The following is a 12,187-nucleotide window of genomic DNA, read 5'->3' as shown; positions in this document are numbered from 1 at the left end:
GATAGTGCCCTGCGTCCTATGCTTTCGAATATGCCACTTCTTCGTCGCCTGCCGTACCCAGCGTATTGTAGAAATCGAGAACCTTCTGCTGTATGAGCTCCCTGTCGAAGTTCTCTTTGACGAATATGCGGGCATCACGTCCCATCTGCTCCCGTTTTTCAGGGTGGATGACCATATCTTCGATGGCTTTCTCCAAGCCTTCGGCATCATTGCTTCTCACTATCAGGCCCGTTTTGTCATCTACAATCGTGTCTCTGACACCTGTGGAATCAAAACCGATGACCGGTACAAGCATCGCCTGTGCCTCTATACTTACTGTACCGAACCCTTCGCGGTACGTAGGGAATGCAAATACGTGCATCATGCCGTAGTAGTATTCCGGTTCGTTTGTATATGCACACAGTAGAATCCGCTCATGAGTCTCGATCATCTCCTTGTTTTCCGGTCTGATCGGATCTCCCGCTTCGATGTCACCGGCAAGCAGCAATTTGACATGCTCATGTTTCTCACTGAGTTTCACGAAGGCTTCCACAAGTTCATTGGTTCCCTTATCTCTCGTGATTCTTCCCATATAGCCGATGATGAAGTCAGTCGGCTTGATATCCAGTTCTTCCTTCATCCGTGCCAGCCGATCCTGATCAATCACACGAGGATTGAACCGCTCCATATCCAGGCCATTGACACTCCCCTTGCCGATCCGGACCACCTTTTTCGGATCCACCAGTTTTCTGCCGACCATTTCCGCTTCCAGACTGTCGGAGAGTATGACGACATGCGTGCTGAGCAGACATGTCAGCTTCTCCGTCGTCTGCAGAATCAGTTTCTTCACCCCCGTCACCGTCTCCAGACGCAGTCCCCACTGGGCAAATATTCTTGTCTCTGTGCCGTTCAGGTAGCCGGCGATCATGCCGAGCAGTCCTGCTTTCGGTGTGCTGAAAACAATGATATCCGGTTTTTTCCGTTTCAGATATCTGTAGAGCGCATAAAGGGTGGTCACATCCCTATAGATGCTGATTTCACGTTCAAAAGGAATATGCGTGAGCTTCAGACCTTCGTAATGTCTTTCAGGCATATTGTTGCATACTACTTCCACTTGATAGCCATTTTTCTCAATGAAGTGTATCTGCTCATGGATGAACAGTGCACTCATGGAAGAAGTTACCCCATGAATAATTTTTTTCTGCATAAGCTACATCTCCCAAACCCCTGTTTATTAGCAGCCGCACCCGTCGGGCTGCTTGCAAGACGTCAATCAATGCCTATACTTGCTTTTCCTTCATCGGTATCCCCGGACGTTTCTTCTCTTTCTCTCTATTCGCCCATATGACACCGACTGCCACAATGATGATGTAGAATATTTTGAACCGGTGTCTGAGGGCCGTTCCGGCGTTCGAAATGCCGATGCCAAAAATGATCCAGGTCACAACAATACTCAGCAGGATGACACCAAGTATCGGACGTCTTCTGATGAGCCCGAAATTTTTGATGAATACAGCAAGTACGAAGAGATAGAAAACCCCATCCAGCATGAAAGCAATGAGATCATTCGGATTCCTGATTGTCCACGGCATCGGTGAACCGATGAAATAGAGTACCTTGATCGGTGAAAAGGCAACCATCTGGTAGATGTTATTGACCACCAGTCCGCTCAGGTAGGCACTGCCTCCAATATCATCCGTGAATGCGTCCAAGAGGCTGTCATTGCCCCTTTGGACCTGATCGATCTTGTCATAGATCGGTAGCGCTTCTATACTTTCCGGGAAGATCAGAACATATGTCGTCGCCAGTGCAAAGAGACTGAACGGAATCATCGATTTCAGTGTAAATCTGAACGCGTTTTGATTATGCTGGTAGAATATGAAGCCGAACATGTAGCCGACCACGACACCGATGACTGCTGTATGGAACGACGCGCCGATCAGAACGATGATCACACTCAGAATCGCACTGGTCCATTCCCGACCTTTGTACCATCTGACAAAATAGTAGAGTGATAGTGCCATCATCAGCGTGATGACCGCTTCCCTCACCAGTATGCTCGAGAATATGATCGAATGCGGGAAGAATGACATGACCCCGACCATCACAACCTGGATCTTCGGCGGGACATCCAGCATTCTGAATATGTGTATGACAAGCAGTATGGCGGACAATGTCATCAGCACGTTCAGGAACTGTGCGAAAAGCCGGTCGTCACCGTACATATTGAAGATGACTGCCAGAAATTTCGTGTATATGCCCCCGTACATCTCTGCATTCATCAGTGCCATCTTCTCGCTGATATACTGCGCTGTCTTATAGTAGCTTTCAGAATCGATGCCACTATGCGGAAGTTTAGGCACCTTCGGCTGCAGGTCATACAGTACCGTCCCAAGCCTTGCGAGGAATCCCACATATAAGATCATGAGAAACTTTGTGTATTTCAAATACAGTATGAAGAACAGCAGAAGTGCTGTGATGACAATGAATGAAACAGTCAGGTAAGTCGTATCTGCGATATAGAGTCTGAACAGATAGCCCATTACCACATAGATCAGTGCGATCAACCAGATGATCAGCATGCGCTCCGCCTCCTAGGAACCTACTTTGTATTTCCAATGGTAGACCAGCACGCCGACCTGGCCTGCGGCCAGAATCATATAGTTGATGATCACCACGATAAATGCACCGGTTAAGCCATAAGGGATAATGATGATGAACGAAAATATGACTGCTGCAATGAATGTGGTTCCCTGCAGGAGCAGCTGAAGATTGTAGATATTGAATATGCTGAGCGCCATCTCGAACAGTTTCGTATAGACGGTGAATATCAGCAGGATGCCAAGGAGCAGCATCTCATTCTGATAGCCCATGAATGCTTCCCCATAGACCAGAACGAGTATATCGTTGCCGAACAGGAGCAGTATGGCTTCCCCTGCAATGATGATGACGAGAAATATCCCGCATAGCCTGAAAAACGACCGGTAGAACTTTTTCACACTTGCCTGTGCTTCCTTCGCGAGCCCTGCCACCACACTCTGGTTGATGGCGACTACGATGTTGTTGGTGATGATCATGAAGTACAGGATTGTCGCGAAAACACCGAGTGTCTCGACGCTATGGTAGTGTTCAAGAATATACCTTGGAATGTTCGAAACAAGCGAGTTGAGCACTTCAACCATCGATAGACCGATGCCAAGGATGAAGATGTTTCTGAACTCGATCCGCTTGATGCCGATCTTCGCCCTCTGTTCCGAGTAGGAGAATCTGCGGTCATAAAAGTAGTAGATGAGCATCTGTGAAACAAGCAGGCTCAGTACCGCCAGCAGGAGTGACCTGAAAAAGAATGCCGTGACTGTAAACAGAATGATTGTGATGATGCTTTTGTATATCTTCGATCTTGCCATGAAATCGATTCTCGACTCTGCAATATTCTCCGTATAGATGAATTCTTCCTTGTTCTCATAACACTTGTAGAGGACGAAGACCATGAGACATAGACTTTCGTACATGTTCAGATCGACAAAAATCATGACAATCACTGATCCTGCGATAAAAGCGTAGTTGGTGATTCTTCTGAACTCCTGGAATATCACATAATCATAGGACAGCTTCCTCTGCGTCGGTACGAGTACCGACAGCATGAAGCGGCTGAACAATACAAGCGGGCCTGTCAGAGCCAGAAAATATGAGAACAGGCCCACTTCGTAGAGACCGAGCAGACGCGTAATCAAAATGACCTGTACCCACTGGTTGATGGCAAACAGCAAGGTCCCTACGATGTTCATGATTTTAGCTTGCATGTTCCTGGCCAAGTTCTTCCGGATTCATATTTTCCTGTCTGACAAACTGGATGATACGCTCCTTCATTTCATTCTCGTCAATAGACAGGAACGCTTTGATCTGTGTTTCAATCAGACTGAGCGATGATTCGGAAACTCTGCCGCGATAGATTTTTGCGTAGACCTGCTCGGGATGGATCTCCCCTTCTTTCAACAGCTCTTCGTACAATTTTTCTCCGGGACGTATACCGACGAACTCGACACCGATATCGTCTTCTGCAAAGCCACATAGGCGAATCATATTCTTCGCCAGATCGACGATTTTGACCGGTTCTCCCATATCAAGTACGAATACTTCGCCACCCTCTGCGATGGTCCCTGCCTGAATGACCAGCCTTGAAGCTTCCGGTATGGTCATGAAGTATCGTGTCATTCTGGGATCTGTCACTGTAATCGGACCACCGGCCTGGATCTGCTTCTTGAATTTCGGTACGACCGATCCACGGCTGCCGAGTACATTGCCGAAACGTACAGCCACAAGTGTCGTATCCTTGCACCCTTTATCCAATGCCTGGACGATCATTTCCGCCATCCGTTTCGTCGCACCCATGACATTCGGCGGATTGACTGCCTTGTCTGTCGAAATCATCACAAATTTATTCGCTTTGAAATGGCATGCCGCCTCTGCTGTATTCTTCGTTCCGACGACATTATTTTTCACCGCTTCGCGGGAGTTGTATTCCATCATCGGCACATGCTTATGTGCGGCTGCATGATAGACGATGTCCGGTCGGTACTTCTCGAACACTTCGAACATACGCTGTCGGTTCTGGACATCTGCGATGATCGGTACATAACCGATGCTGTCGTCCTTGTTCTGCAGCACTTCTTCCAGGATGGTATAGATACTGTTTTCACCATGCCCGAGCAGCAGTATCTGACGCGGTTTGAACTTCGCAATCTGCCTGACAATCTCGGAACCGATACTGCCGCCAGCACCTGTAACGAGAATCGTCTTGTCCGTCACCTGTTCTTCAATGCCTTTAATATCGAGTTCAACCGGCTCACGTCCCAGCAGGTCTTCGACCTGGACGTGTCTCAGTGCATTGACTTCGAGCTTTCCTGAAAGGACATCTTCAATATTCGGCATCGTCAGCACATCGACATTCTCAATATTGGCCAGTTTATGAATTTCCTTCAGCTCCACCTTGCTGAGAGAAGGGATGGCAATAACCACCTTCTTGATGTCGTATGTCTTGATCAGCCGTTCAATATCCTGGCGGTTGCCTTCCACTTTGACACCACCGGCAAGCTCCATATTCTTTTTGGCAGGGTCGTCATCCACGACAACGACCGGGTTCATCCCCATTACTGGATTATCCAGCATCTGTTTGATGAGAATCGAGCCCCCTTTGCCTCCACCAAAAACCAGTGTCCGTGTCATCTTTACGCCATGCGATCTACGCCCATTCATTTCATAGGTAATCACTTTCCAGAACAACCTGGATCCACCGATCAGTATCAGATGCATCATCCAGGTCACAAGCATCAGTCGCATAAATGCCGTGTCGAATAGCAGGAAAGTCAAAACGATCGTCGCCATGACAGACCCACTGACAGCCTGCGTAACCGAAATCAGTTCCCTGACACTCGCATATACCCATGCCCTGTGGTAAAGGTTGAAAATATAGGCAAACAGGTGATGGTTCACGAGCAGTATGACGGATGTGACTCCGAGCATTGTCAGTGAATAGTCCGAGAAGAATGGTATGAGAATATAGTAGCCGATAAACACCGAGAAGGTGACGATGAGCGAGTCGACAAGCAGAAAGAGTAAGTAACGTTTTCTAGCGTCCATAATATCCTCTTCTTTCCTTTTTATTACCCTTTATTCAATTGTCTTTGTTTTGCACCCTTTATACCTTTTTGACCTCTATCAACAATCCCACCTTGACCTCTCCAGGTGAAATCATCGTTAATTGATGTCTTCATGTTCAGGACAGTTCTGTCACAGAGCAATCATCTACTCCATCAATCCGTTGGCAGCACCCCTGTTGACAACCGAAAGCATTATTGCAAATAGATGATCGTCCCATACGGATACCCATCACACCTGGTAAGGGTGGTCTGGTATCGACTGTCTGAACCGTTGTTCAGTAAAAATTCCTAGATAAAGTCTTCCGTCATTCCAATAGATCCATGTCCAAAATGATTCTGTCCTTCTTTCAATCAGCCGGTTCACTATCACGTTGGCAGCACCCCTGTTGCCAATCGATGTATGATAACGGCATGATCGCTCATTATCGATATCTGTCTCATCTGGTAAGGATGATATATCGACTTTATAGATCCGGTTTCATTAATGCCTACTAGGAAGATTCGTTCGATCAACCTGATAAATTCATGTTTTCCTACCCGGTTACACCTTAATTTGTGAAACTTTCCTTCGTTACGAATGATGGTCACATCAAGAACTGTTCCGTCCCGTTTTCAACCACCCCTTTTAATATTTCGCCGACAGCACCCTTGTTGCCAACCGAAATTATTATGGTAAAGGTCATGCATTACTGCCTTTGCCTGACTCACCTGGTAAGGATGACTAGGCATCGATTATATCAATCAGCTTTCAGCAACCGCCTCCGAGTAATAGTATTGCTCATCTGCGCCATGCTTCATTTCACGATAGTTCAGTACGACACCGATGATGTTTGCTCCCGCCTTATCGAGCAGATCCTTTGCTTCCACCAGCTGGTCACGGTTGTTGTTTTCGACATCGGTCACAAGCACTACACCATCCGCCTGCTTGCATAGAAGCTGGGGATCCGTCACGGAAAGTATCGGTGGTGAATCAATGATCACCATCTCATAGTTTTCGGTAAGTGAATTCATGAACTGTGCCATCTTTTTAGAAGACAGGAGTTCTGATGGATTCGGTGGAATCGGCCCTGAAGTAATCAGATCGAGTGTGTCGAATTCGGTTCTGGTGATCAGGTTTCCGAGTGGTATGTCATTGACCATCGCCGATGACAATCCGATTCTATTTGATACTTCAAATGTGTAATGTGTTGTCGGCCGTCTGAGATCCCCGTCCAGCAGCAGTGTCTTCATACCAGCCTGCGCGTAGGCGATGGCCATATTCGCTGCAATGGTCGATTTGCCTGCACCCGATATGGCGGAAGTGAATAGTACGGAACTGATTGGGTTATCCACACCTGAGTACATGATGTTCGTCCGGATTGTCCGGAACTGTTCGCTTGCATTCGCATGTGGTTTGTTCGCAACGACTACATTTCTTGCCTGTTCGACTTCACTTTTCTTCTTCTTCCTCTTGAACATGAGTATTTCCCCCTTAGTCCTCAAATTTCGCGAGTGATCCAACCACTGGCAGACCGAGCACATTATACACATCGATCTCATTTTTGACCGACTTGTCGAAGTAGGCTTTTGAGAAGGCCCAGATCAGACCAAGGATCAGTCCGGCCACCATACCGATTGCGATGTTGATTAAAGGTTGAGGAGATACGGGGTCAATACCCGGCGCAACATCTGCTGGTGCGTAGATGGAAATGTTGTCCACATACATGATTTCCACGATGCGTTCTTTGAAGACGATCGCGACTTCATTTGATATTTGCTCTGCCTGCTGGGCTGATGCATCAGTGGCTACGATTGACAGTACTTGCGACTGATCCTGGTTGGTGACTGTAATCTGCTTTGAGAGTTCCTCGACAGTCTGGCTGAGTCCAAGGTTAGTGATGACATCTTCAAGTATTGTCTTGCTTAGAATAATGTCCCTGTAGGTGTGGATCAGCTGCAGATTGGTTTCGATATTCTCAAAATTGACAATTACACTATCACTCGGTGAACTGACAAGCATCTGCGTCTCTGCTTCGTATTTCGGAGTCATTATAAAGTAGGTGATGAGTGTGGCGAGAACACCCACTAGAAGCATCGACGAAATAATCGATAGAATATTCCTCTTTATAATGTCCAAAGCCTTTTCGACATTTACAGAATCCTCCATATTTTCCCTCCCAAACATAATTAAACTTTATCTCTATCTATAAGTTTCAACCAATATACCATGGTTCCATAATTTTTGGAATATTCAATTTGTAATTTTTACAAGTATTTTGTATTTTTTCACTTTCATGGACAACCTTATGAAACTCGACACTATTGTCAAACCCTTGATAATAAAGACAAAAACGCCTCGTATTCGGAATAGAATCCGTATACGAAGCGTTTATAAAGATTATATGATTTTAATTCCTGATTTCAACCAAGGCCAACTTTTTTTAACTTCTCATCCCGGTCCAACTATTTTTTAATCGAACGGATCAGCATGAAACTTTCTGCGTGATCCACACAGATGCTTGATCCACGTACCATCGATAAGGCGCGGATTGCGTCCAGTGATCTGGGATGCGGATAGCTTCTAAGCTGTGACTCGTAGCATGCCATCGCTTCCAGTTTCTTATCTATCGTACTGGTGATATCCATGTAGACGTTCGGTATGAACAGATTATCGACTGTCGGCGTGTTCCATTCCGTTTCGGACAATGTTTCATACACCATAATTTCCCGCAGGGCAGGCACATTGAATGGGCGCAGTGCGACCATGGCTGCATACGTCGTTTCCGCATGATCAAAGTTCATATCCCCTTTATGAGGCAGGAAGACGATCTCCGGCTCTACCTGCATGACAACATCATGGATTCTGGCATTGATTTCGCTGGTCTCCATATGCCGAAGACCGATCATCGGCAAGTGAAGAAAGAACGCCTCCTTCACGCCGAGTACTTCATGTGCTGCACTTGCCTCACTTCTTATTGTTTCAACTTCCTCAGGATCAGGCCCACTGGTCACTCCGCATATGTACACATCATGGCCTTCATTGGCATACTTGGCTATGGCACCACCTGCGCCCAGTACCTCATCGTCGTCGTGTGGTGCAAAAACCAGAATGTTCATATCCCCATCTCCATCTATTTGAATTTGTTTCCGTCTATGAATCTGAAGTCCGCTACCGTTTCGTAATCTTCTATACGCAGTATGCCGTCCATACACAGAACGTCGATCGTCCCTGAATCCGAACGGATGATCTGGCCCGGAATACCGATATACTTCGTATTCGGATGCACACTTGCTTCCCATACGATGACCTTATGATCCTTGTAGAAAAAGAACGCACCGGGATACGGTCTCGAAGTGGCACGCACCAGCCGATATATATCGTCAGAAGCAGCGCTCCAGTCGATTCTGCCATCTTCCGGCGTCCGCTTCAGTAGATAGGTCGCTTCATCTTCGTTTTGCGGTGTTGCCTCCACCGCATCATTCTTCAATTTTTCAAGCACCCGCTCGAGCATCCTCTCGAGCGCTTCATTGGACGCATGATAGACATCATGGGCATAGTCATTGTCACCGATCAGATACGTCTCCTGATCGATGATGTCACCCGAATCCATGCCTTCATCGATGAAGAAGAGGGATGACTTGGATTCCTGCTCACCCAGGATGACGAGCCACGGCAAAGCAGCCCTGCCCCGATACTTCGGCAATGCCGTCGGATGATAACCGATCACCCCCCGAGCGGCTGCATTGATGATATCCTCCTTGATCAGCTGGGAGATGCCTACGACAAAAATGTAGTCCGGCGATATCGCCTTGATCTGTTCCACGCATGCCTGATCATTGATGTTCCTGAACGTCATACACGGAATATCGTGCTTTTCGGCTATGACGGACAGATCCACATACCCTGACACATTCGACGAATACTGAGGATCAAGACCAAATACCATTTCAGGCGGATATGCATTATTGATCATCGCGTCCAGTACAATCTTGCTCGATTCCACAGACCCGATCAGAACTGTTTTCATCTTACCCATTCCTTCACCCCTTTGAGATCTTTCTTTCCGTCTTCTTGAAATTGCCCTCTCCAAACAGGACGATCAGAATCGTCTTCAATATGATCCCTACATCCTGCTTCAAGGAATGGGTGTCCACATACTCGATATCATATTCGATTCGCTCTTCCCATGTCAGATACGTATTGCCGTTGACTTGAGCAAGACCCGTCATACCGGGTTTGACATCCAGCCTCCTCCGCTGATACGCGTCATACTCCTCCACCTGCTGCTCTATGGTTGGACGCGGACCGACAAGACTCATGTCCCCTTTCAGAACATTCAGCAGTTGGGGCAGTTCATCTATTTTAAGACGTCTGATGAGCCGGCCAAAGCTTGTGATCCTCTCCTCATCCTTATCAAAATCGAAACTTTCCTCTGCTGAACGATCGACTTTCATGCTTCTGAACTTGAGGATGTCAAACAGCTTCTGATGCATCCCGACGCGTCGCTGTCTGAAGAAAAGTGGACCGGGCATTGTCACTTTGATGATGACACCCGTAATAAGCAGAAGTGGCGAGAGTACCAATAGGAAAAATGAACTGACGATAATATCTGCAGATCTTTTGAGATTCAGCAAGATTGCCCCCTTCTTTCGCCATTATTATTTGAAGTACACACCACTACCTGACCTTCTTGAAGATTCTGCCATACAGATAGCTCACGATGGTCGGATGGGACCATATGGCGCTTTCACCCGTAATCGGTTCTTTTATGATGAATCTATCGTTCAGTACAGATTGAATAATTTTATTATATTCGAGTAAAGCATGTGCAATCTGCAAGTGAGAGTATGTCAGAAAGTTATCCGCTTCGTCCACCTTCACCACTTTCTGATCAAGGACTTCTCCGGAATCAATCCCCTTATCCACGAAGTGTGTCGTGACACCGACCAGATCATCGTCATTGTTATAGAGTGCCCAGTACGCACCGTGAACCCCTCTGTACTTCGGCGTGATACCGACATGAACATTGACGAATCTGGCATCGGTCACACTTAATACATCTTCTTTTATGATCGGCGTCCCATTGATGATGATCAGGTCAGGATCCACTTCTCTGATCTTGCACTTCATCTCCTCCGAATTCACCGAATGGACGTGCGTGATTTTCTTTGCCGTTATATCATCAGGATTCAGATTGAATTTCCATTGGATCTCCTTGACTCTTGAATCCACTTTTTTTGCCATGAATATTTTGGAGTAGAGAACAAAAATGATCTGACCGATCACTTTAAGCAGCCCGAGCCGCTTGATTCTCTTCTTTAAAAACACTTGCCTGTTTTCCTTTTGGACGACAATAACCGCTTCAACATGAAAGTCCCTGCTGACATGGTTATAAATATAATTGGTACTGGGTCCCAAAGTGCAGATCATCATTATCTTCTCCATCAAGCTCTCACCTTCTCTACATAGGACTCCATGCTTTCGGAACTGAAACCGTATTTCTCCTCCAACGTTTTGAAATGGGCAATGATTTCCTCAAGGAATTGAAAGTTCTCCTCTGGAGAGGCCGAAAAATTATGCGGATGCCACCAAAGGTGGTAGTAGTGATTATTTTCCGCGGCTTTGGTCATCTCATTCTTGATTCTTCTCAGCTGCAGACCTCTCGAAACCTTGTTTGTCCGATTTAATGGTCTGAGAAAACGGCTCGCCTTGATATCAAACATCTCTTCATCGGAATCAGGATGCGGGTGTGTATGGTTGCCTGTAATATTAAAATAAAGATCCACCAGTCTTAATCCTCTAATGAAGTAATTATGTGTACTTCGGGGCTTGTAGATGAAATGATCAGGCGTGCCCCTGAAGATATTGATGTCATACTTTTTGATGATTTCAAGGTGGCCCGGGTTGAACTGGTTACGTGGGAATACAATACTTTCAATTTCTATACCTTTCTTGTCGGAAACTTCCATGGCCAGCTCCATATCCTTTGTAAACTCGTCTTCAGACTGCCCATCCTCCAGACATAGATAGTGGGAAAAGGTATGTGTGCCGATAGTCTGGTAATCACTATTCTTCAGTTCCTCGACGATATCGCCCGCAAAAAATACACCTTCACAAAAATTTTTTTCCTTAAGAAGGTTTTCATAGTTATAGTAATTGTCTATTTCCCGCCTGCTATACTTGGGCTTCAGGATACGCGGTGTCATCTCGCTCAGTTCCTTCTTATTTTCCAGCATCAATAGACCGACCGTAGCCCACGTCACTTTCATTTCATGCTTTTCAAATACTTCAATCATTCTTGACGCAACACTCCGCGTCAGATAAAATCTGTCGACGCATTCGTTGTAATCCGTAAAACCCAAATAGCCCCAATACAGTTCAAAATCCACTGAGATAATAAATGTACCGTTCTTCATTGAACACCCCTATCGTGTCATATTGAATTTTACTTTGAACCCGCTTTGCAACCTCCAGTATGATTTCACTCTGACCCCTCGGAGCGAAATCACGTTCCGTTCTAATAAATTCATGCTTTCCTACCCGGTTTTTTTGCCTGATCCACCCTGCT

Annotated in this window: 11 protein-coding genes; all 11 read right to left on the bottom strand. The window is 46.3% G+C overall.

Going from position 1 to position 12,187, the window contains the following annotated elements:
• Positions 1 to 16 precede the first annotated feature (16 nt).
• Positions 17 to 1,186, bottom strand: a complete 1,170-nt coding sequence (locus GQ671_RS06930; protein WP_160654652.1) for a glycosyltransferase family 4 protein — start codon at positions 1,184 to 1,186, stop codon at positions 17 to 19.
• A 73-nt stretch (positions 1,187 to 1,259) separates the two neighbouring features.
• Positions 1,260 to 2,561: a hypothetical protein gene (locus GQ671_RS06925; protein ID WP_160654649.1), complete on the bottom strand. Its 1,302-nt coding sequence runs from the start codon at positions 2,559 to 2,561 to the stop codon at positions 1,260 to 1,262.
• Between the two features lie 12 nt (positions 2,562 to 2,573).
• Entirely contained in the window at positions 2,574 to 3,782 is a 1,209-nt protein-coding gene (locus tag GQ671_RS06920; RefSeq protein WP_160654646.1) for a lipopolysaccharide biosynthesis protein, read from the bottom strand.
• Positions 3,772 to 5,619, bottom strand: coding sequence for a polysaccharide biosynthesis protein (locus tag GQ671_RS06915; protein WP_160654643.1), 1,848 nt, complete (start codon positions 5,617 to 5,619; stop codon positions 3,772 to 3,774). Before GQ671_RS06915 ends, GQ671_RS06920 begins: the two co-directional genes overlap by 11 nt.
• A gap of 761 nt (positions 5,620 to 6,380) precedes the next feature.
• Positions 6,381 to 7,097: a CpsD/CapB family tyrosine-protein kinase gene (locus GQ671_RS06910; RefSeq protein WP_160654640.1), complete on the bottom strand. Its 717-nt coding sequence runs from the start codon at positions 7,095 to 7,097 to the stop codon at positions 6,381 to 6,383.
• A gap of 13 nt (positions 7,098 to 7,110) precedes the next feature.
• Positions 7,111 to 7,785: a YveK family protein gene (locus tag GQ671_RS06905; protein ID WP_160654637.1), complete on the bottom strand. Its 675-nt coding sequence runs from the start codon at positions 7,783 to 7,785 to the stop codon at positions 7,111 to 7,113.
• A gap of 296 nt (positions 7,786 to 8,081) precedes the next feature.
• Positions 8,082 to 8,735: a PIG-L deacetylase family protein gene (locus GQ671_RS06900; protein ID WP_160654634.1), complete on the bottom strand. Its 654-nt coding sequence runs from the start codon at positions 8,733 to 8,735 to the stop codon at positions 8,082 to 8,084.
• Between the two features lie 14 nt (positions 8,736 to 8,749).
• Positions 8,750 to 9,655, bottom strand: coding sequence for a methionyl-tRNA formyltransferase (locus GQ671_RS06895; RefSeq protein WP_246153189.1), 906 nt, complete (start codon positions 9,653 to 9,655; stop codon positions 8,750 to 8,752).
• A 4-nt stretch (positions 9,656 to 9,659) separates the two neighbouring features.
• Positions 9,660 to 10,253 (bottom strand): sugar transferase, encoded by a 594-nt coding sequence (locus GQ671_RS06890; protein WP_170288657.1) that lies wholly within the window; start codon positions 10,251 to 10,253, stop codon positions 9,660 to 9,662.
• 43 nt (positions 10,254 to 10,296) lie between these two features.
• A complete protein-coding gene (locus GQ671_RS06885; RefSeq protein WP_160654631.1) occupies positions 10,297 to 11,064 on the bottom strand; it encodes a formyl transferase in 768 nt (255 codons plus the stop codon).
• Positions 11,064 to 12,035, bottom strand: a complete 972-nt coding sequence (locus GQ671_RS06880; RefSeq protein WP_160654628.1) for a polysaccharide deacetylase family protein — start codon at positions 12,033 to 12,035, stop codon at positions 11,064 to 11,066. Before GQ671_RS06880 ends, GQ671_RS06885 begins: the two co-directional genes overlap by 1 nt.
• Positions 12,036 to 12,187 lie beyond the last annotated feature (152 nt).

Origin of the sequence: Salinicoccus hispanicus (genome assembly GCF_009831115.1) — a bacterium.
Lineage (GTDB): Bacteria > Bacillota > Bacilli > Staphylococcales > Salinicoccaceae > Salinicoccus > Salinicoccus hispanicus.
Note: the sequence above shows the minus strand (reverse complement) of the source record. Positions and strands in the feature narration are given on the sequence as shown.

Excerpts from the sequence above, each read along its gene's own strand:
- GQ671_RS06930 (WP_160654652.1), bottom strand. The coding sequence starts at position 1,186 with ATGCAGAAAAAAATTATTCATGGGGTAACTTCTTCCATGAGTGCACTG.
- GQ671_RS06925 (WP_160654649.1), bottom strand. The coding sequence starts at position 2,561 with ATGCTGATCATCTGGTTGATCGCACTGATCTATGTGGTAATGGGCTAT.
- GQ671_RS06920 (WP_160654646.1), bottom strand. The coding sequence starts at position 3,782 with ATGCAAGCTAAAATCATGAACATCGTAGGGACCTTGCTGTTTGCCATC.
- GQ671_RS06915 (WP_160654643.1), bottom strand. The coding sequence starts at position 5,619 with ATGGACGCTAGAAAACGTTACTTACTCTTTCTGCTTGTCGACTCGCTC.
- GQ671_RS06910 (WP_160654640.1), bottom strand. The coding sequence starts at position 7,097 with ATGTTCAAGAGGAAGAAGAAGAAAAGTGAAGTCGAACAGGCAAGAAAT.
- GQ671_RS06905 (WP_160654637.1), bottom strand. The coding sequence starts at position 7,785 with ATGGAGGATTCTGTAAATGTCGAAAAGGCTTTGGACATTATAAAGAGG.
- GQ671_RS06900 (WP_160654634.1), bottom strand. The coding sequence starts at position 8,735 with ATGAACATTCTGGTTTTTGCACCACACGACGACGATGAGGTACTGGGC.
- GQ671_RS06895 (WP_246153189.1), bottom strand. The coding sequence starts at position 9,655 with ATGGGTAAGATGAAAACAGTTCTGATCGGGTCTGTGGAATCGAGCAAG.
- GQ671_RS06885 (WP_160654631.1), bottom strand. The coding sequence starts at position 11,064 with ATGGAGAAGATAATGATGATCTGCACTTTGGGACCCAGTACCAATTAT.
- GQ671_RS06880 (WP_160654628.1), bottom strand. The coding sequence starts at position 12,035 with ATGAAGAACGGTACATTTATTATCTCAGTGGATTTTGAACTGTATTGG.